We start from the raw sequence: 18,218 nt of genomic DNA on the forward strand, positions 1-18,218 counted from the left end.
CGAGCGCCGCGTCAGCGGCGCCAGAGCATGCGGTCCACGTAGCGGCACACCGCCTCGTGCCCGGGCGTGCCCGTGTTGAGGAAGGCGAAGGCCGCGTCGCAGGCGCTGCCCGCGGGCCGCTGGTGCAGGCGCCGCGCCACGAGTTCGCTGTGCTCGTTTGAGGCGAGCTCCGGCGTTACCGTGAAGCGGATTTCGCCGGGAACCGGGCCCGCTCCCGGCAGACGCGTGAGCATGCCGTCGTAGCCGAGGTTGAGGATGTGGCCGCGCTGGGCCTCGGACAGCGGGCGCGTATCCAGCACCGGGTAGTAGTGCAGCGGCAGGTCCACGCTCACCCGCGGCGAGCGCCGGGACTCGATCCGCGGCACCTCGCGCCGCGCGGGCCGGGTGATCGCGGCGACTTCATACAGGCGCACCGGCCGGTCGCGGCCCTTCACCCGCAGTTCGCGCACGCGGCCGGGTTCCACCAGGTCGCCCGCGGCGCGGAAGCTGTGCTCGCTGAGCAGCACCTGGCCGCGGAGGCTGAAGGCCTCTACCCGGGCGGCGAAGTTGACGGTGTCGCCGATGGCCGTGTACTCCCGGTGCGCCGGCGGCCCGAAGCTGCCGACCACCGCCTCGCCGCTGTTGATGCCGATGCCCGCGTGGATGGCCGGCAGCCGGCTCGCGGTGTGCGCGGCGTTGAGGGCCACCATGGCGATCTGCATGTCGACCGCACAGGCGATTGCGCGGGCGAGGTGGTCTTCGGTGGCTTCCGGGGCGCCGAACAGGGCCAGGAGGCCATCGCCGAGGAACTTGTCGACGAACCCGCCGTGATCGTGCACCACCTCGGTCATCCGGGTGAGGAAGGGGGTCAGCACCGCGAGCAGTTCCTCCGCCGGCCGGCTGGCGGCGAAGGTCGAGAAATCGCGCAGATCGATGAGCAGCACTGCGACCTCGCGGGTGGCGGGTACCGTCGCCGGGGGGAGGGGGTCGAGCAGGTCGCAGGCGAGCTGCAGCAGGCGCGCCTGGGTGGTCACGGAGAGCGGTCTGCCGCCACTGGCGGTGAGCTCGCTAAGGAACGCGTTGACGCGTCCACTGGAGGAACCGGCCAGATCCAGTGTGCCCAAGAACTCTCTCCTCAACCCGGGAGCGTGAAGCCGGCACGGAGCGCTGACGCAGCGCCGTCGATGCCAGCGGCACTTTAGCACGGTGCCGCCCCTTGGCAAGGCGCCCCTCTCCCGGCTCTGTGCATTCCCTGTAGAATGCAGCCGGAGTCGGAGCAAGGCGAGGGACGGCCGTGCGCACCTATTTCATCGCGATTGCCGGTCCCTCCGCCTCGGGGAAGACCCTGTTCGCGCAGACACTGCGCGAGACGGTGCAGGCGGGAGCCCCGGGCCTCGGCCTCACGCTTATCAGCGAAGACAGCTACTACCGCGACCAGGGTGCCGTGCCGCCGGCCGAGCGCGAGCGGGTGAACTACGACCACCCGGATGCCCTCGAACAGGATCTCCTGCTGTCGCACCTCCACTGCCTGCGCGCCGGCGAGGCCGTCGAGGTGCCCGTCTACGATTACGAGCGCCATACACGCGCAGCGCGTCACGAGCGGATCGCGCCGGCGCCGGTGGTGCTCGTGGAGGGTATCCTGCTCCTGGCCCACCCGGGGCTGCGGGAGTTCTTCGACATCCGCTTCTTCGTCGACACGCCGCTGGACCTTTGCCTGTTGCGGCGCCTCTCGCGGGACCTCGACGAGCGCGGCCGCAGCGTCGCCGACGTGCTCCGGCAGTACGAAGAGAGCGTGCGCCCCATGTACTTCGAGTACATCCAGCCCAGTGCGCGCCACGCCGATATGGTGATCACCGGCGGCGGCCGTAACAAGGCGGCCCTGGATGTGGTCAAGCGCCTGGTTCTGTCCCACCTGGCGGCCGAGCCGGCGGCTCCCGCTCCTTGACTGCGCTGCTCTGTGCGCTGGCCGCGGCGCTGCTCCTGCTGGTCGGCTGGGCCGCGTCCGCGGACCGCTCCCGCATTGCCTGGCGGACCGTGCTCGCCGGCCTCGCCCTGCAGGTCGGCCTCGGCGGCCTGGTGCTCTACCTGCCGGCGGGCCGGGCGCTGCTCGAGGGGCTGGCCGGCGCCGTCAACGCGGTGCTCGGTTACGCGTCCGCGGGGATCGGCTTCGTTTTCGGTGACCTCGGCGGCGGCGGGCTCGGCTTCGTCTTCGCCTTCCAGGTCCTGCCGGTCATCATTTTCTTCTCGTCGCTGATGGCAGTGCTGTATTACCTCGGCGTCATGGGCTGGGTGATCCGCGTCCTTGGCGGTGCCCTGCGCCGCCTCCTCGGGACGAGCCGGGCCGAATCGCTGTCGGCCACGGCCAACATCTTCGTCAGCCAGACCGAGGCGCCGCTGGTGATCCGCCCCTACCTGCCGGCCATGACCCGCTCCGAGCTCTTTGCGGTGATGGTCGGGGGCATGGCCACTGTCGCCGGCTCCGTGCTGGCCGGCTACGTCGCGCTCGGGGTGGAGCTGCGCTACCTGCTCGCGGCCAGCTTCATGGCGGCGCCCGGCGGTTTGCTCATGGCCAAGCTGCTGGTGCCGGAAACCGAGCCGGAGCGGGTCTCCGACGCCACCGCGGAGCCGCAGGTGGAGCCCCATGTGAACGTGATCGACGCCGCGGCGGCGGGGGCCAGCAGCGGCCTTTCCCTCGCGGTGAACATCGGCGCCATGCTGCTCGCCTTCATCGGCCTCATCGCCCTGCTCAACGGCATCCTCGGCTGGGCCGGCGGGCTCGTGGGTCTGGAGGCCCTGTCGCTGGAGCTGGTGCTGGGTACGCTGTTCCGTCCCCTCGCCTTCCTGCTCGGTGTGCCCTGGGACGAGGCCGTGGTCGCCGGCAACCTCATCGGCCAGAAGCTCGTCCTCAACGAATTCGTGGCCTACGCGGCCTTCTCGGAGGACAGGGCGCAGCTCGGCGCCCATGCGCAGGCGGTGGTCTCCTTCGCGCTCTGCGGCTTCGCCAATTTCTCCTCCATCGCCATCCTGCTCGGGGGTATCGGTACGCTGGCGCCCTCGCGCCGGGCCGAGGTCGCCGAGCTCGGGCTGCGCGCCGTGCTCGCCGGCTTCATGGCCAACCTGATGAGCGCGGCCATTGCCGGTTTCTTCCTCGCCCTGGCTTGAGAGGGCGCTGACAGCGCGCTTGGCGCACCCGGCACACCCGGCTAGCCTTGTGGGCATGTGGAATTACCGTGGACAGGGGCGCCCGCCCTTCGCCGAGGAGCCGGGCCCGGGCCAGGAGTCGGTGTGGGACTACCCGCGGCCCCCGGTCGCGGCGCCGGACACGCGCCGGGTCCGGGTCCTGCACGGCGACCGCTGCCTGTGCGACAGCCGCGCGGCGGTGCGCCTGCTGGAGACGGCGAGCCCGCCCACCTGGTACCTGCCGCCCGCGGCCTGCGCACTCGATGAGCTGGAGCCGGTCAGTGACCGTTCCTTCTGCGAGTGGAAGGGCCGGGCGAGCTATTTTGCCCTGCGGGACGCCCCCGAGCTGGGCGCGGTGGCCTGGTGCTACCCCGAACCCGCGGCGCGCTTCGCCGCCCTCGCGGGCTATCTCAGCTTCTATCCCGGCAAGGTGGCCTGCTTCGTGGACGACGAGCGGGTTCGGCCGCAGCCCGGCGGCTTCTACGGCGGCTGGATGACCAGCGACATTGCCGGGCCGGTCAAGGGCGAGCCCGGCACCGGCGGCTGGTAGGCACTCAGGGGCTCGCGGCAGCGTAAACGCGCTCGCGGATCATCGCCGAGAGCAGATCCATGATTTCGGGGCGCTTGGGATGCACGTGGTCTCCCGGCGTCCACAGGATCTCCGTGCCGCGCGGCACGGCCTCGTGCAGCGCCGCGATGGCGCGGGCGGGGATCGACTCGTCCGCATCGGCATTGATCACCACCAGCGGCCGCGGCGCGTAGCGGCCCACCCAGCGCTCCGGGGACAGGTGCGTGGCGCCGGCGATGCGCGCCAGGTAGCCGCCCACCGCGCGGCGCAGCCAGGGCGACGGCAGGCGCCCCTCGAGGCCGTACTCGATCACCTGCGCGGGCTCGCCGGAGCCGTGGATCAGCCAGAGCCTGTCCACGCGCGCGTCGAGCGCCGCCGGAACCGCGGCGAGGTAGGCCCCGAAGCTCACACCCGCCAGCTCCACCTGCTCCGGGGCCAGGTCCGGCCTCGCCACCAGGTAGTCGAGGGCGAGCAGCACCGCCGCCGGCGTATCGAGGATGCCGCGCTGGATGTCCGGGAGCGCAGCCAGGAGCGGCAGCCAGTCGCGGTAGGGAATCTCGCTGAAGGGGTAGCTGAGCGCTGCCACGGCCACGCCGCCGGGATTGCGAATCAGCGTCGCCGCCTTGCGCCCGGTCTCGTTGCCCGCGAGCAGCAGCACCAGCGGGCGGCCGGGGAGCGGTTTGTCGGGGATGCGCAGGGCGACCTCGAAGCGCACGCCACTGGACGAGGTGAGCCGCAGCTCCTCGATGCGGCTGCCCTCGAAGGGGTAGCTCGCCAGGACCTCGGCACTGGCCAGCTGGCCCTGGCGCTTCTCGTAATCCGGCTCCGGCGCCGCCACGGCGAGGAGGTAGCCGAGGAAAGCCGCTGCGCCAAGAAGCAGGAGGAACCCGGCGAGGGCGCCGGCGCGGAGCAGGTGGCCGAGGGGTCTCATGGCGTGACTGCCGCCGGGGCGGGCGGCGTTGCCAGGCTGACGCTGAGCTCGCGCCCGTCCTCGTCGACCAGCTCCATGCGCAGCAGCAGGTAGTTCCGTGCCGGGTCCAGCCAGAGGCGGGTGGCCTCTTCTCCCGCCGGAACCGGGGCGCGGGTAAGACGCAGCGCCTCGAAGGTCCCGGCGGGGACCGTGATCGTCTCCTTCATCCCGGGCGCGAAGCTGTAGTCCTCGTAGGCACCGCCGTCGCTCACGCGATACCGGTAGCGTGCCGCGAGGTCCGGATGGTCGCGAGCAAGGTCCCGCCGCAGGGCGAGCTGCCAGCCGAGGGGGTCCCAGGCCGGTTCCACAAGCGGGTGCTGCCGCTCCTTGTCGCCACTGCGGCGGACCATGCCGGCTGCTCGATCAAAAGTGACTACTCGCTCACGACGGCGGGCCAGTCCCCCCTGGCGATAGCGATACTCGAGCGTGCGCAGCGCGGGCGCCGTATCGAGGCGCGCCGACTGGCGCAGCGACAGGAGCGGCGCGTCGATCTCGGAACGGAACAGCCAGTGCTCGCCCTCCCGGGCCAGGCTGCGCTCCGCCCGGGCGCTGAAGGGCAGGGCGCTGAAGCGCACGCGGTACTGTGCGCTGAAGGGGGCAAGGCGCGTTTCTTCGCCGGCCGCGGTCTTCGCGGCAGCGCCATCGGTAGCCGCCGCGTGGCTGCCCGCGCCCGCGGCGGCGAGCCACAGCGCCGCGATGGCGCCGGTGAGCGGTCGTCCTGGTAACTGGGCACGGGCCCCGGGAGTGCTGGCTGGCACGCTGTACCTCTCTGTCCTGCCGCCCGCCCAGTATAGCGAGTGCTGCCGCTCGCCGCCTGCCGCCCGCTACAGGAAGCCGGATATGCCGCGGCTCTCAGCCGTCGCGCAGCTGCCGGCCCCAGCGGTGGCAGCGCGCGGCGCGAAACTTCGCCTCGTAAGCGGCCCGCGCCTGGCGCCAGCGCTCCATCTGCACGGCCGACCCGCCGCCGCGGCGCAGCCGCGTGTAGCGCTCGATGCGCTGGTGCCAGCGCTTGCAGGTGGCGAGGTCTGCCTCGGCCTCCAGGGCGGTCGCGGGTGCTCGGGCCACGGCAGCCGCCAGGGCCAGAAGAATGAATAGCGGGGTTCTCATGGGTCCTGCCTCAACGCGCCGGGTACCTTGGGTACGCTAGCGGCCATGGCTGACGGCGTCGACACGCCGCCTGCAAAGGGCTGAAAGGAACTACCGGGAAAGGACCCTCACCGGGGTGGCCCGCCCGTCAGGATTCGAACCTGAGACCTCTGCCTCCGGAGGGCAGCGCTCTATCCAGCTGAGCTACGGGCGGTCGGGATGCCCCGATTGGGGGAAGCGATTCTAACGGAATCCCCGCCTATTGGATAGGCGCGGCGATGCCGGCTTCGGCCAGGGCTGCGCGGGCGGCTGCCACGGCGGGCGCGGGAGCATCGGGCTCGATGGTGAGCGACACCGGCGCGTCGGGGCGCTCCTTGCGGAACTTGCGCAGCTGGTTGCGCAACTGCTTTGCCGTGAGCTGCATGCCCTGCCACAGGAACTGGCCGTCGCCGGCGACGGTGACGGCGAGGTCCGCCTCGCTGCCGCCGGCTACGTGGGCGGTATTCGGCCCCGCCAGGAAGGCGAGAAAGTCCGGCGTTGCCCAGTCCGAGGTGCCCGCGTAGCGCTCGACGAAGGCGTCGTCGATGCCGATGCGCGCGCGGGCGGGGCTCCAGGCCGGGGACAGGATGGAGCCGACCAGCAGGTATTCCGCCTCCGGGGCGAGGACGATGGCCTTGGCGCTGCCGGCGGGGGCGGGCACCAGCGGCCGCTGGCCGGCCGCCACGTCGCGGCCCATGGTGATTTTCTCGCTGCTCCCGTCCGGGTAGAAGAGGTAGTAGTCCGCCGGCCCACCCTCGATGAGCACCTGGTAGTCGTCGCTGTAGAGCCACTGGATGTAGTTCTGTGGCACGTCCCGGGTCAGCATGAGGTAGATGGCGTTGCTTGCCGGGGAGCGGCCGTCGCCCGCGGTGACCGGGAGGTCGGAGACGCGCTCGACTGTGAACAGCCCTGCCTCGAGGTTGAGGGGCTTGAGCCCCAGGGTGTCGACCAGTTCCTCTGCCCTCGCGGCCGAGCCCGGTGGTTCAGCGCCCGCTGCTGCGAGAGGCATGAGGAGGGCGAGCAGGGCTGTGGCAACGCGTCGGGTCATGGCATGCTCCGGGCTGGCAATAACGATAACGATTGTAGGCGGTAAGCGCCGCCGGGGAGTAACCATGGCAAAGCACCTGGTCATCTGTGCCGACGGCACCTGGAACCGGCCGGAGGAGGAGGACGGCGACGTGCCCACGAACATCCTGCGCCTCGCCCGTGCCGTGCGGCCGGTCACGGCGGACGGCAGTGCGCAGCACGTGTTCTACGACTGGGGCGTGGGTTCCTACTACGACCGGGTGCGCGGCGGCGTCGCGGGGCTCGGTATCCACAAGAACATCATGGACGCCTACCGCTATATCGTGCAGAACTACACCCCGGGCTGCCGCATCTACCTGTTCGGCTACAGCCGCGGCGCCTACACGGTGCGCGCCCTGTGCGGGCTGATCAACAACTGCGGCATCCTCAAGCGGCCCGATGCACGGCGGATCATCGAGGCCTTCTCCCATTACAAGCGTACGGGGGAGGCCTACAGGCCTTCCGGCAAGGCTTCGGTCGAGTTCCGCAAGCGGTACAGCCACCGCTCCCGGCGCATTCACTTTGTCGGTGCCTTCGACACCGTGGGCGCCCTGGGCATCCCTTTTTCCGTGCTCGGCCTGTTCGACAAGAACGACGAGTTCTACGACACCAAGCTCGGCGGCAACGTCGCCATCGCCCGCCACGCGCTGGCCATCGATGAGCGCCGGGAGGATTTCGAGCCCACGCTGTGGGAGCCGCGGGCGGGCCTGGACCTCGACCAGGCGTGGTTCGCGGGCTCCCACGGCGACGTGGGCGGCGGCATCCGCGGTACGGAAGCCGGCGAAGCTGTCGCCGCCGACGAGCCCCTGGCCTGGATGATGGCGGAGGCCACCGCCGCGGGCCTGCAGTTCGAGCCGCACCTGCGCGCCAGCCTCCGCTGCAGCCCGACCGCGAAAATTCACGACTCCCGCCGGCACATCTACCGCCTGCGCCGCGCGGAGCCCCGGCCCCTGGAGCACACCGGCCGGCCCACGCGCCTGCATCCTTCTGTGCGCGCGCGCTGGCATGAGGACCCCGGCTACCGGCCGCCGAACCTGCGGCCGCTGCTGGAGCAGGCAGAGGAGGGCCAATGAGAGGAGTACTCCTGCTGCTGGCCCTCGTGCTGCCCGCCGCGGTTCAAGGTGCGCCCCTGACCGTCTACACGGCCGCCGAGGTCATCACCATGGAACCGGCCCTGCCGCGGGCAACGGCGGTGGCGGTGGCCGATGGCCGCATCGTTGCCGTGGGCAGCGAGGAGACCCTCGAGCCGCTGCGGGCGGCACGGGGCGGTACCGTGGACCGGCGTTTCGCCGGCAAGGTGCTTATGCCCGGCTTCATCGACCCGCACGTCCATCCCTCGCTGCCAGCGGTACTCACCCAGTTCCCCTTCCTCGCGCCGGACGACTGGTCCCTGCCGGCCGGCGAGTTCCCCGGCGCGCGGACGCCGGCGGCCTTCGAGGCCCGGTTACGGGAGCTGGTCGCGGCCCACGACGACCCGGCGCTGCCTTTCATCGCCTGGGGCTACCATCCGCTCTGGCACGGCGAGGTGTACCGGCCGCGGCTCAACGCCTGGTTCGGCGACACGCCGGTCATGCTCTGGCATCGCTCCTTCCACGAAATCATCGCCAACGATGCGGCGCTGGCACTTCTAGGCATCACGGAGGCAGACGCCGAGGGCCAGGCCGAAGCGGACTGGAACCGGGGGCATTTCTGGGAGAACGGGCTCAAGGCCCTGCTGCCCCGGCTCGCCTTTTTGTTTGAGCCTAGCCGCTTTCGCGCGGGCATGGACAACTTCCTCGCCATGCTGCATGGCGGGGGCGTCACCACCGCCCTGGATATGGGCACGGGCATCTTCGGCAACCCGGCGCAGGAGATCGCCCTGGTCCGCAGCGCCGCGGAGGAGAGCGGGGCGCCCGTTCGCATCGTGCTCACGCCGATCATCACCGACTTCCTCGCCCGCGGTAAGACGCCGGCCGAGGCGCTGGCGGAGATCGAGGCCTGGCGGGAAGGCAACTCGCGCCGTGTGCTCATCGACCGGCACTTCAAGCTGATGATGGACGGCGCCATTTTCAGCGGCCTGGCGCAGCTGGGGCCGCCCGGTTACCTCGATGGCCACCACGGCCTGTGGATGGCGCCCCTCGAGGTCACCACGGCGTGGGCCCGCGCCTTCTGGAACGCCGGCTACAAGCTGCATGCGCACAGCAACGGCGATGCCAGTGCGGCGGCCTTCATCGAGCTGCTGCGCACGCTGCAGGCGGAGACGCCGCGGCCCGATCACCGCATGACCCTCGAGCATTTTGCCTACAGCACCGAGGACCAGTCCCGGCAGCTCGCCGCTCTCGGCGCGGTAGTCTCCGCCAATCCCTATTACCACTACCTGCTGTCAGACCTCTATGCCGGGGCCTGGCTCGGGCCCGACCGGGCAGCGCAAATGGTGCGCCTCGGCTCGCTCGCGCGCCACGACGTACCCTTCGCCCTGCACTCCGATGCGCCCATGGCGCCGCTGGAGCCGCTGCGCCTCGCTGCCGCGGCGGCACAGCGGGTGACCATCAACGGCAGGCTGCGCGCCCCCGAAGAGCGGGTGTCCCTGCACCGGGCGCTGCGCGCCATTACCATCGATGCCGCCTGGGTCATGGGCTGGGAGGACGAGATCGGCTCCATCCGCGCCGGCAAGCGCGCCGATTTCACCGTGCTCGACGCCGACCCTTACGCCACCGGCGCCGGCGGCCTCACCAACATCGAAATCTGGGGCGTGGTCTTCGAGGGAGAACCGCACCCCCTGGCAAAGGAGTCCTGACCATGACCACGGCCGACGCCAACCTGCCCCTCGCCGGCATCACGGTGCTTGAACTGTCCACGGTGGTGACCGCCGCCCTCGGCGTGACGCTCCTCTGCGAGCAGGGCGCCCGCGGCATCAAGGTGGAGCCGCCGGGGATCGGCGACCCGCTGCGCTATCTCGGCACCGCGGCTGCCGGGGTGTCCGCGCTGTTCGCCAACTGCAACCGCGGCAAGGAGTCCATCGCCCTGGATCTCAAGCAGGCCGAGGGGGTGGCCGTGGCCCGCCAGCTCGCGGCGCGGGCCGACGTGCTGATCAGTAACTACCGCCCGGGAGTGCTCGAGCGCCTGGGCCTCGGCTACGAGACCCTGCGTGCCGATAACCCGGGGCTTGTCTACCTGTCGATCTCCGGCTTCGGCACCGAGGGGCCCCTGGCCTCGGCGCCTGCCTACGACCACGTGATCCAGGCCATGAGCGGTTTCGCGGCGGTGCAGGGGCGCGACGGGCAGCTGGACCTCGTGCGCACCTTTGTCTGCGACGAGGTCACGGCCTACACCGCCTGCCAGGCCGCCACCGCGGCGCTCTTCCAGCGCGAGCGCACGGGCGCGGGGCAGCGCATCGACCTGTCCATGCTCGATGCCGCGCTCTATTTCCTCTGGCCGGCGGGCATGTCCGAGCACACCTTCACCGGCGACGGCGTGGTCGAGCGCTCCGAGCTCAGGAACACCTACCGCGCCTTTCCCACCCGCGACGGCTTCTTCGCCATGGCCCCCTTCACGGACCACCACTGGCACGGGCTGTTCCGGGCGACGGGCAACGAGGCGCTCTGCGAGGACCCGCGCTACGCGACCATCGGCGCGCGGGCCACGGCCCTCGATGAATTGTTCGACCGGTTCGAGGGTGCCTTTGCCGACAGGGCGACGGCGGAGGTGGAAGCGCTGCTCCGGGAGCTGGATATTCCGGGCGGCCGCTGCCTGGCCCTGGAGGAAACCATCGAGCACCCGCAGCTGGCGGCCACCGGCTCGGTGCAGGTCCAGACTCACCCGCTCCTGGGCCCCCTGCGCAGCCCCGCGCACCCGGCGCGCTTCGGCGGCTGCCGTCTGCCCGCGCGGCTGCCCCTGGGAAGCCTTGGAGAGCACACCGGCAGCCTGCTCGCGGAACTCGGCTACGCGCCGGAGGCTATCGACGCACTCGTCGCCAAGGGGGCCGCCGTGCTCGCGCGTTGAACAGTGACTGCTGCATGCCCGAGATCAAGGTTCGGGCAATAAAGTGTCAAGTTAGATTGACACCGGGCGGCTCAATCATCAACCCTCTTGCCTGCAGGGTGGTCTCGCCTGTCGGCGAAGACCTGTTCGCTTTGGCCCGTCAAGAAGGAAACACCGATATGCGCACGACAACTGCTGCCGCCAGGCTCAGCTTGCTAACCCTGGCGATCGCAGCGGCTTCCGGGTCGTCTGCAGCGCGGGGAGAAGAAGCTCTCGCGCTCGAGGAGGTTCTGGTTACAGCGCGAAAAGTCGAGGAAAAGAGCCAGAACGTTCCGATCTCGCTACGCGTGCTTACCGCCGACGAACTGGCGAGGCAGGGTTTCGATACGCTCAGCGACAGCGGCATGCTGCTTCCCGGCGTGACCTATGATGTCGGGGGCTTCGTGCAGGACACGCGCCCGGCCATGCGGGGCATGCAGAACGAGCGCGGCCGCCCCAGCGTGGCGGTGCTGATCGACTACGTCGACGCCTCGACGGAAAATCTGAGTATCCCCGGCGGATCCTCGGCGCTGTACACCCGGCTCCTCGATGTGGAGCGCATGGAGGTGGTGAAAGGACCTCAGACCCTGCTCTACGGGCGCAACGCCTTCGGCGGCGCCATCAACGTCGTCACGCGCCGACCGAGCTTCGACTGGGAGGCCCGCGCCGGGGCCGAGGCGAGCAATGGCGGGCGCCGGACGATTGATGCCGGCATGTCCGGCCCGCTCATCGACGATGTGCTGGCCTTCCGGGCGTCCGTCGCCCGCCATGAGCTGGACGGCTTCTACGACAACCCGAATACGGGCGCCGATGTGGGGAGCGAGGATTCCCTGGCCGGCTCCCTGGCGCTGCTTTGGACCCCTTCGGACCGTCTTCGTGTCTACACGCGCTATCAGCAGAGCGACGAGGAGTACAGTCAGCCTGCCTCGGCGATCTTCACCTGGAACGAGCGCCTGCCGGTGCCCGGCGGCACCTTCAGCGCCGGCCCGCCGGGGTCGCCGCGACTGCCCTGCCCGGACGACCTGGATAGTGCGCCGGCGCCCGTTTTCGAGGCATGCACCCGGGGTGTGGTCATCGGCGAGCTCGACGCTGGGGAGGAGGACATCGACTTCAGCCTCGACCCGGCCACCGGGGCGCCCTTCCCCGGGATGGAGCAGACCCAGCGCTTTGGCACCTTGCAGGCCGATTACGAAGTCTGGAACGGCACGCTGACCTACCTCGGCGGCTTCATGGACAATGAAAGTGAGGATCGGTCCGATACAGATTACACGGACTACCCGGCGACGGACCCCTTTTCCTTCTCGACGTCGACCATCAACCGCCTCGCTTACGACTTCGAGCACCAGTCCCACGAGCTACGCCACATCGGGGAGCACGGCAATTTCAGCTGGATTGTCGGCGGGGCGCTGTTCTACGAGGATGCGAAGCTCGAGAACTCGTCGTTGTTCTGGATGCGCAACCCCGACTCTCTTCTCGGCGGTCCGCCCTTCAACCTGTCCACGCAACCGGACCCGGGGGCGAAGGCCACGAACCCGCAGTCCCGGGAAACGGAGCACCAGTCGTTGTTCCTGTCCTTCGGCTACCAGCTGAATGACCGGTGGCGCGTCACGGCAGAGGGCCGCTATTCCTGGGACAGGATCGATTACCGGGTCCCCACCTGGTCCCGCCAGCAGGTGAGCCTGCAGCAGCAGGTGCCGCTGCCATTCTGTCCACCGGAGACGGATGACCGCGATGTGCCCCAGTCCGAGAAATACCCTAACGTCGCCTACGACTGCTTCGACGAGGACCGGGTAGAGACCGACATCTTTACGCCCCGGGTGCTGGTCGAGTACCAGCCATCGACGGCAGCGCTTTACTATGCGTCGGTCACCACCGGTTTCAAGCCCGGGGGCTTTGCCGCCAACGAGGCGGTGATCCTCGAGGGGCAGCGCTACGAACAGGAGGAGGTCACGACCTACGAGGTGGGCGCGAAGACCGAGTGGCTGGACAACCGGCTGCGCGTCAACGGGGCCCTCTACTTCAATGATTACCGCGACCAGCAGATCGGCGTGCAGCAGGTGCCGCCCGGCAGCGTGACACCGATTCCCGGGATCACTAACGCGGCCCGCGTCGAGGTCTGGGGCGCGGAGTTCGATGCCACCTGGCTGGTGACCAGCAACCTGCAGCTGGCGGCGGCCTACGCCTACACCGATGCCGTCTTCGACCGCTACGTGCAGACGGAGGAGGGGTCCACGGCGCTGAACAAGACCGAGGCCGGGAACATCGACGCGGACTTCTCGGGCAACTATGTCGGCAAGAACCCGAAGCACGCGGCCAGCGCCGCGGTGGATTACTTCGGGCAGCTGGCGGGGGGCTACGAATGGTTCGCCGGCGCGACCGCCCTCTACCGGTCGAAGCGCTACATGGACGAGTCGAACCTCAATTACCTGCCCGAGTTCTACCGGGTCAACCTGCGTTTCGGCATTGAGAACGACCGCTACCGCCTCATGGCCTACGTGGACAACGCGTTCGATGGGGACGAGATTACGAACGGGCAGCGTGTCGTGGACCTCGGCAACCCCGACGGTTTCGCACCCGGCCGCGCCTACCTGCTGCACATGCCGCAGCCGCGCGTCTACGGTCTCCGCCTGCAGGCCAGGTTCTGAGCGTATTCGCCGGCCGGATGCCGGCGCGCCTCAGGCCGCGGGGACGCGGAACAGGGAGTAGACGAAGCGCCGGGTGACCGGTTGCGGCGCCTCCAGGTCCGGCCAGCTTGCGGCGGCCTCCGCGTCGAGGCGCGCCATGACCCGAGCGAGGAGCGGGTCCGGCAGGACCCAACTCTCCGCATCATCCCGCGAGCGGATGCCGTCGAGTACCTGCGCCGGGCTCAGAGTCGTTTCCCACTCCACGGCCGTGCGCTCCTCGCCGTTGTCGACGGGCTCTCCACCGAGTCCCACCAGGGTCTGCACGAGGCCGCGTGCGCCCGTCGGAAAGTCGACGCTCTCGGCGAGGTCCACGACGGCCTGCCGGAAGGCATTGCGCAGCCGGCCGGCGAAGGAGGCCGGGTCAACCCAGTCCCGGCCCAGGATGATCGTGCCGCCGGGGCGTACCAGGCTCAGCAGCTGTGCCAGCACGGTCTGCGCGTCGACCAGGTGGAGTACATGGACGCAGACTGCACCGTCGAAGGCGCTGTCTGCAAAGGGCAGGCGGGTAATGTCCCCGCGCACCAGGCGCAGCCCCGCCCGGGCCTGGCCCGCCAGGGCGGCGAGCATCTCCGAGGACAGGTCGATGCCGGTGACCTCGCAGCCGGCGCCGATCAGCGGCAGGGCGATGCGACCGGTGCCGACGCCCGGCTCCAGTACCTGTGCTCCCGTGCCGAGTTCCCGGGCCAGCGCCTCGCCGATGGCCGGTGTGACCGCTGCCGGGTGTCCGCGCAGCGCGTCGTAGCTGCCGGCGACACGGCGGTCGAAGCGATAATCCAGTTGATCACTGGCCATGGTCTGAATCCCGTGGATTGTTCCCTTGCCAGGGCAGCCTGTGGCCCCTGCCGTCGCCGCCCGGGGTGCCGATTATGCCGTGCGGCGGCCTGCTCAGGCAGTGGCGGTTGCGACGTCCAGGTTCGTCGCGGACGACGCCGGCTCGGCGGCCGCTGCGCCGGCTGAGCGCTGGAACCCCTCTACGTCGACACGTGTCAACAGCCATGCGGCGGTGAGCAGCAGGCTCGCCTCCGCGGAGAAGATCAGCCAGTAGGCCCCCTCGGGGGTCATGACCCCGGTGCCGATGAGAGCCGTGTGCAGGGCGCCGGCAGCGATCGCGGAGCCGCCCATGCCAAATGCCTGGGCAACGCCCCATAGCCCCATGTAGAGCCCTGTGGCGCCCTCGACTGTCATGTCCATCATCAGCGCCAGGGCACCGACGTTGAAGACGCCCGCGCAGATGCCCATGAGGAACAGGGTCGGCACCAGTAGCGGTTCGAGGCGCAGGAGGGCGATGACGCCGAGGAGGAAAAAGCCGCTGGCGGCCGCGACGCAACCCACCAGGGTTACCGTCTTCTTGGGCACCTTCAGGGCGGCGCTGAGCAGACCCATGAGCAGCATGCCGAGGAGGATGCCCGCGCCCCAGATCGGCTGGAAGCGGGTGGTCTGCTTGATATCCATGGCGAAGACCTCGGCGCCCAGGACTTCGATGAGGCTCTCCTGCAGGAACAGCGCGAACACGGCGCAGGCCACGAAGAGAAAGAATGCGCGCGTGTGCCTGTTCGTGGACACCAGGGTGAACGCGGAGACGAGCGGGTTTCCCGTCGGCGCCAGGGCGCGCGCCCGCGCCGCCGCGGCAGCCAGTTCCTCCCGGCCGAGGCGGCGCTCGACACCGATGACACCGAGGAGCACGGCGCCGATCACGATGGGTGGGGTCAGGTTGTAGAGATTCTGCATGGCCTCAGGGCTGAAGCTTGGGCGCACGGCATTCATGACCACCGCCGAAAAAATCGTGCTCAGGATCATGACGATCCAGACAACGGAGATGACGCCGCTGCGGGTCTCCTTGTCGGTGGTCTCGGCGATCAGCGAGTGGTAGCTGTCTGCAATCACGGCCATGCAAAGGCCGAAGGCGACGAACAGGGCGATCGCGGCAGCGGTCGCGCCGGGCAGGCCGTCGCCCATGGCAAAGGCAACCCGCGGCAGCAGCACGAAAAGCAGGCTGGCGACGATGCTGGCCCCGAGCAGGTAGGGCGTGCGCCGGTAGCCGAGGATCGGATGCGTGTCCGCAAGGCGGCCGACGACAACCTGGAACGGCGCCAGCAGGTAGTGGATGGAGAGCAGCGTTGTTACGATGACCGCGGCCACACCCAGTTCGACAATGGCGACCCGGTTGAAGTCGATGGTCAGCAGGGCAAACATCCACCCCACGGCGACTTTCGGCAGCGCTATCCGCAGCGTCCACAGGAATTTTCGGACAAGTTCCCAGGCGAGTTGCCACATAGGCAATGGCTTCTACAGGATGTACCCCCCAGTTTTAGGTATCTCCGGAGCGGTGTCAAACCAAATTGACACTGCATGTGTCAATTTTGCTGTTACGGGGATCTTCGCCCCTTGGCGCCCGCCGCGCTCTCCCCGTGCAGCCGCCGGCGCACGGCGCGCACGGAAAACCAAACGAGGGCGAAGACCGCCGGCGCCGCAAAACCCGTCGCCACCTCCGGGTCCACCGGCGTGCCCAGAGCCTTTGCCGACTTGAGCCCGTAGGCGATGAGCCCCACGGCGTAGTAGCTGATGGCAAAAATCGAGAAGCCCTCCACGGCCTGCTGCAGGCGCAGCTGCAGCGTGGCGCGCTCGGCCATGGTCTCGAGGATGGCCTGGTTCTGTTTCTTCTGCACCATGTCGACCATGGAGCCCAGCAGCCCGGCGGCCCGGGCGACCCGCTCGGCGACTTCGTGCGTGCGACGCTCCGCGGCGTCGCAGGTCCGCATGGCCGGCTGCAGGGTCTTCATGAGGAAGTTGGAGTAGCGCTGGTAGCTGCCGAGGCGCTGCTCGTCGCACTCGTTGACGCGCCGCTCGACGATGCCCGCGTAGGCCCGGGCGGCGGCGAAGCGGTAGGCGTTGGCCGCCGCGATGTGCTCCGCCTGGGCGGAGATGGCGGTGATCCGGCGCAGCAGTTCCTCGTGGGCGCTCTCGTCCCGGCGCCGGGCGAGCTGCCCCATGACCTCGTCAAGCTGCGGCTCCAGCTCGCCGAGCTCCGCCATGACTTCCCGGGCCCGGGGCAGGGCCATCATGGCGAGCATGCGGTAGGTTTCCATCTCTAGCAGCCGCTGCAGCAGCCGGGACAGGCGTCCCTCGCTGATGCCCCGGTCGATGACCACGATGCGCACGAAGCCTTCGGCATCGTGGCGGAAGGCGGACCAGACTTCGGCGCCGCTCTCGGACATGGTGCCGCCGTAGATCTGCCGCGCGCCGAGCAGGGAGCGGGCCGTCTCGACGGAAACATCGTCCACGGTGACGTCGCCCTCCCCGGCGCCCGCGACCAGGACCTCGATCTTCACCCCCACGAACATGTCGTCCATGAGCTCCTCGCGCTTGCCGGCGTCGAGGAAGTCCAGGGCAGACTCGGCAAAGGGCGGCCGGCCGTTGCCGGGCACCATGATGGTGTGGCTCGTGGCCTCCGTGTGGCCCTCCCACTTGATCAGGCAGGAGCCGATCTGAACCGAGTGGTGGCGGCTGTCCGCCGCCGGCTGCCCCTGGCCGTGGTCTGCACAGAAGGCGGCAAAGCTGCGCCGGCTCTCCTCCAGGCTGGTTTCACTGCGCAGCGCCACGAGGTGCGTGCAGCGGAAGGGCGAGGGCAGCGACAGGCTCGGCCTGGCGTGCCACTCGTTGGAGAGCGCGATGCGCTGCTGGCGATGGGGAGCGACGCTCACCCGCTGTTCCGTGGTCATGATCCCGTTCTCCCGGGGTGGTGCTGCGGCAGGTCAGCCGCCCGCTACATCATGCCAGAACGCTTCCATGGCCGCCTGTGTCGCCACCGGCTGTTCCCAGTGCGGCAGCCCCAGCGTTGGCTCGATACGCTCGGCACGCCAGTTGGGGCAGGCGTCCAGCAGCTCGGGCAGCCGCTCGAAGGAGATGTTCGGGTCGTCGTCGTAGAGCACCAGCACGGGGATGCTCACCCGCCGGTACAGGGCATTCACGGCGTCGGCGGTGAACAGCTGCATGGACAGGAAATAGAACGGCGCGTGCCGGGCGCCAGGCTGCTGCGTGGTGCGGTGCGCGTAGTCCACCAGGTCCTCGGGCGCCTTGCCCGTGAAACCCATGTTGAGGAAGTAGCGCACGCTCGGCTTTACCGTGAGGGCCCGGTACAGGCCTGCGCCAACGCCGGGCAGCTGGAAAAAGCGCAATAGCCGGCGCTGCGCCACCGGCCCCGGCGGGTCGCGGTCGCGCAGGCCTGTGGGGCTGAGCAGGACCAGGCTGCGGATCTGATCTGTGGCCAGGCTGGCCCGGGCGGCGAACTCGGCGGTGGTGGACAGGGCGACCACATCGCTGGGCGCGCCGATGACCGCGTCGACGAAGCCGCTGATCGCATCCGCGAACAGCTGTGCGTCATAGCGGCGGTCGCGGCGCTCCGAGTGACCGAAGCCCGGCAGTTCCAGCGCGTAGACCGGGCGCTGGCCGCGGTAGTGCTCGAACAGGGGCTTCATCTCGTAGGCGCTCGGCGCCGCATTGATGCTGTGCAGGAGCAGCAGGGGCGTGCCGCTGGCAGCGGTATCGGCCCTCGTGGTGTCGGCATAGTAGGCGAGGCGGCCGCAGCGGTCGCTCGTCCAGTTCTCGATACCGGCCTCGAGGGCCACAGGCAGTGGTTTCGCCATTGGGC

The 18,218-nt window shown here is 69.6% G+C and carries 16 protein-coding genes and 1 tRNA gene; 7 read left to right on the forward strand and 10 right to left on the reverse strand.

Annotated features, from left to right (window positions below; all coding sequences use genetic code 11):
* Positions 1-11 precede the first annotated feature (11 nt).
* Entirely contained in the window at positions 12-1,103 is a 1,092-nt protein-coding gene (locus ACX93N_RS06090; protein ID WP_459427514.1) for an adenylate/guanylate cyclase domain-containing protein, read from the reverse strand.
* A gap of 170 nt (positions 1,104-1,273) precedes the next feature.
* On the opposite strand from ACX93N_RS06090, the gene udk reads away from it, so the two are divergent.
* Genes udk through ACX93N_RS06105 form a run of 3 tightly spaced genes read left to right on the forward strand, consistent with a single transcriptional unit; the run spans position 1,274 to position 3,709 of the window.
* The gene (gene udk, locus ACX93N_RS06095; RefSeq protein ID WP_459427515.1) at positions 1,274-1,924 is read left to right on the forward strand and encodes a uridine kinase; all 651 of its coding nucleotides are present in this window, start codon (positions 1,274-1,276) and stop codon (positions 1,922-1,924) included.
* Positions 1,921-3,141 carry a NupC/NupG family nucleoside CNT transporter gene (locus ACX93N_RS06100; protein ID WP_459427516.1) on the forward strand — a complete coding sequence of 407 codons (1,221 nt, stop codon included), beginning with the start codon at positions 1,921-1,923 and terminating at the stop codon, positions 3,139-3,141. Before udk ends, ACX93N_RS06100 begins: the two co-directional genes overlap by 4 nt.
* Before the next feature lie 55 nt (positions 3,142-3,196).
* Entirely contained in the window at positions 3,197-3,709 is a 513-nt protein-coding gene (locus ACX93N_RS06105; RefSeq protein ID WP_459427517.1) for a DUF427 domain-containing protein, read from the forward strand.
* A gap of 4 nt (positions 3,710-3,713) precedes the next feature.
* On the opposite strand, the gene ACX93N_RS06110 is transcribed toward ACX93N_RS06105, so the two are convergent.
* From ACX93N_RS06110 to ACX93N_RS06130, 5 genes are all read right to left on the reverse strand, one after another.
* Positions 3,714-4,658, reverse strand: a complete 945-nt coding sequence (locus tag ACX93N_RS06110) for an alpha/beta hydrolase family protein (RefSeq protein ID WP_459427518.1) — start codon at positions 4,656-4,658, stop codon at positions 3,714-3,716.
* Entirely contained in the window at positions 4,655-5,455 is an 801-nt protein-coding gene (locus ACX93N_RS06115; protein WP_459427519.1) for a DUF3108 domain-containing protein, read from the reverse strand. The genes ACX93N_RS06110 and ACX93N_RS06115 overlap by 4 nt, the downstream gene beginning before the upstream one ends.
* A 94-nt stretch (positions 5,456-5,549) precedes the next feature.
* Positions 5,550-5,804: a hypothetical protein gene (locus ACX93N_RS06120; protein ID WP_459427520.1), complete on the reverse strand. Its 255-nt coding sequence runs from the start codon at positions 5,802-5,804 to the stop codon at positions 5,550-5,552.
* 116 nt (positions 5,805-5,920) lie between these two features.
* Positions 5,921-5,997 (reverse strand) — tRNA-Arg (locus ACX93N_RS06125).
* 45 nt (positions 5,998-6,042) lie between these two features.
* Complete coding sequence (locus tag ACX93N_RS06130; RefSeq protein ID WP_459427521.1) at positions 6,043-6,870, reverse strand: cupin domain-containing protein; 828 nt, start codon at positions 6,868-6,870, stop codon at positions 6,043-6,045.
* 64 nt (positions 6,871-6,934) lie between these two features.
* Between ACX93N_RS06130 and ACX93N_RS06135 the strand changes: the two genes are divergently transcribed.
* From ACX93N_RS06135 to ACX93N_RS06150, 4 genes are all read left to right on the forward strand, one after another.
* Complete coding sequence (locus tag ACX93N_RS06135) at positions 6,935-7,960, forward strand: DUF2235 domain-containing protein (RefSeq protein ID WP_459427522.1); 1,026 nt, start codon at positions 6,935-6,937, stop codon at positions 7,958-7,960.
* Positions 7,957-9,663 carry an amidohydrolase gene (locus tag ACX93N_RS06140; RefSeq protein ID WP_459427523.1) on the forward strand — a complete coding sequence of 569 codons (1,707 nt, stop codon included), beginning with the start codon at positions 7,957-7,959 and terminating at the stop codon, positions 9,661-9,663. The genes ACX93N_RS06135 and ACX93N_RS06140 overlap by 4 nt, the downstream gene beginning before the upstream one ends.
* Positions 9,664-9,665: 2 nt before the next feature.
* Entirely contained in the window at positions 9,666-10,868 is a 1,203-nt protein-coding gene (locus ACX93N_RS06145; protein WP_459427524.1) for a CaiB/BaiF CoA transferase family protein, read from the forward strand.
* Positions 10,869-11,026: 158 nt separating this feature from the next.
* Entirely contained in the window at positions 11,027-13,531 is a 2,505-nt protein-coding gene (locus ACX93N_RS06150; RefSeq protein ID WP_459427525.1) for a TonB-dependent receptor, read from the forward strand.
* Positions 13,532-13,561: 30 nt separating this feature from the next.
* Here the strand turns inward: ACX93N_RS06150 and ACX93N_RS06155 are convergent, their stop codons facing one another.
* The 4 genes from ACX93N_RS06155 to ACX93N_RS06170 all read right to left on the reverse strand — a co-directional run bounded on the left by ACX93N_RS06155 (position 13,562) and on the right by ACX93N_RS06170 (position 18,213).
* The gene (locus ACX93N_RS06155) at positions 13,562-14,362 is read right to left on the reverse strand and encodes a class I SAM-dependent methyltransferase (protein ID WP_459427526.1); all 801 of its coding nucleotides are present in this window, start codon (positions 14,360-14,362) and stop codon (positions 13,562-13,564) included.
* A 93-nt stretch (positions 14,363-14,455) separates the two neighbouring features.
* On the reverse strand, positions 14,456-15,844 hold the full coding sequence (locus tag ACX93N_RS06160; RefSeq protein ID WP_459427527.1) for a BCD family MFS transporter: 1,389 nt from the start codon (positions 15,842-15,844) through the stop codon (positions 14,456-14,458).
* Between the two features lie 92 nt (positions 15,845-15,936).
* Positions 15,937-17,289 (reverse strand): DUF3422 family protein, encoded by a 1,353-nt coding sequence (locus tag ACX93N_RS06165; RefSeq protein ID WP_459427528.1) that lies wholly within the window; start codon positions 17,287-17,289, stop codon positions 15,937-15,939.
* Positions 17,290-17,322: 33 nt separating this feature from the next.
* The gene (locus tag ACX93N_RS06170; RefSeq protein ID WP_459427529.1) at positions 17,323-18,213 is read right to left on the reverse strand and encodes an alpha/beta fold hydrolase; all 891 of its coding nucleotides are present in this window, start codon (positions 18,211-18,213) and stop codon (positions 17,323-17,325) included.
* Positions 18,214-18,218: the final 5 nt, after the last annotated feature.

The sequence above is a fragment of the Pseudohaliea sp. genome, assembly GCF_054552115.1.

Coding starts and splice junctions, on each gene's coding strand:
- ACX93N_RS06105 (WP_459427517.1), top strand. CDS start 3,197: ATGTGGAATTACCGTGGACAGGGGCGCCCGCCCTTCGCCGAGGAGCCG.
- ACX93N_RS06110 (WP_459427518.1), bottom strand. CDS start 4,658: ATGAGACCCCTCGGCCACCTGCTCCGCGCCGGCGCCCTCGCCGGGTTC.
- ACX93N_RS06120 (WP_459427520.1), bottom strand. CDS start 5,804: ATGAGAACCCCGCTATTCATTCTTCTGGCCCTGGCGGCTGCCGTGGCC.
- ACX93N_RS06130 (WP_459427521.1), bottom strand. CDS start 6,870: ATGACCCGACGCGTTGCCACAGCCCTGCTCGCCCTCCTCATGCCTCTC.
- ACX93N_RS06135 (WP_459427522.1), top strand. CDS start 6,935: ATGGCAAAGCACCTGGTCATCTGTGCCGACGGCACCTGGAACCGGCCG.
- ACX93N_RS06140 (WP_459427523.1), top strand. CDS start 7,957: ATGAGAGGAGTACTCCTGCTGCTGGCCCTCGTGCTGCCCGCCGCGGTT.
- ACX93N_RS06145 (WP_459427524.1), top strand. CDS start 9,666: ATGACCACGGCCGACGCCAACCTGCCCCTCGCCGGCATCACGGTGCTT.
- ACX93N_RS06150 (WP_459427525.1), top strand. CDS start 11,027: ATGCGCACGACAACTGCTGCCGCCAGGCTCAGCTTGCTAACCCTGGCG.
- ACX93N_RS06155 (WP_459427526.1), bottom strand. CDS start 14,362: ATGGCCAGTGATCAACTGGATTATCGCTTCGACCGCCGTGTCGCCGGC.
- ACX93N_RS06160 (WP_459427527.1), bottom strand. CDS start 15,844: ATGTGGCAACTCGCCTGGGAACTTGTCCGAAAATTCCTGTGGACGCTG.
- ACX93N_RS06165 (WP_459427528.1), bottom strand. CDS start 17,289: ATGACCACGGAACAGCGGGTGAGCGTCGCTCCCCATCGCCAGCAGCGC.
- ACX93N_RS06170 (WP_459427529.1), bottom strand. CDS start 18,213: ATGGCGAAACCACTGCCTGTGGCCCTCGAGGCCGGTATCGAGAACTGG.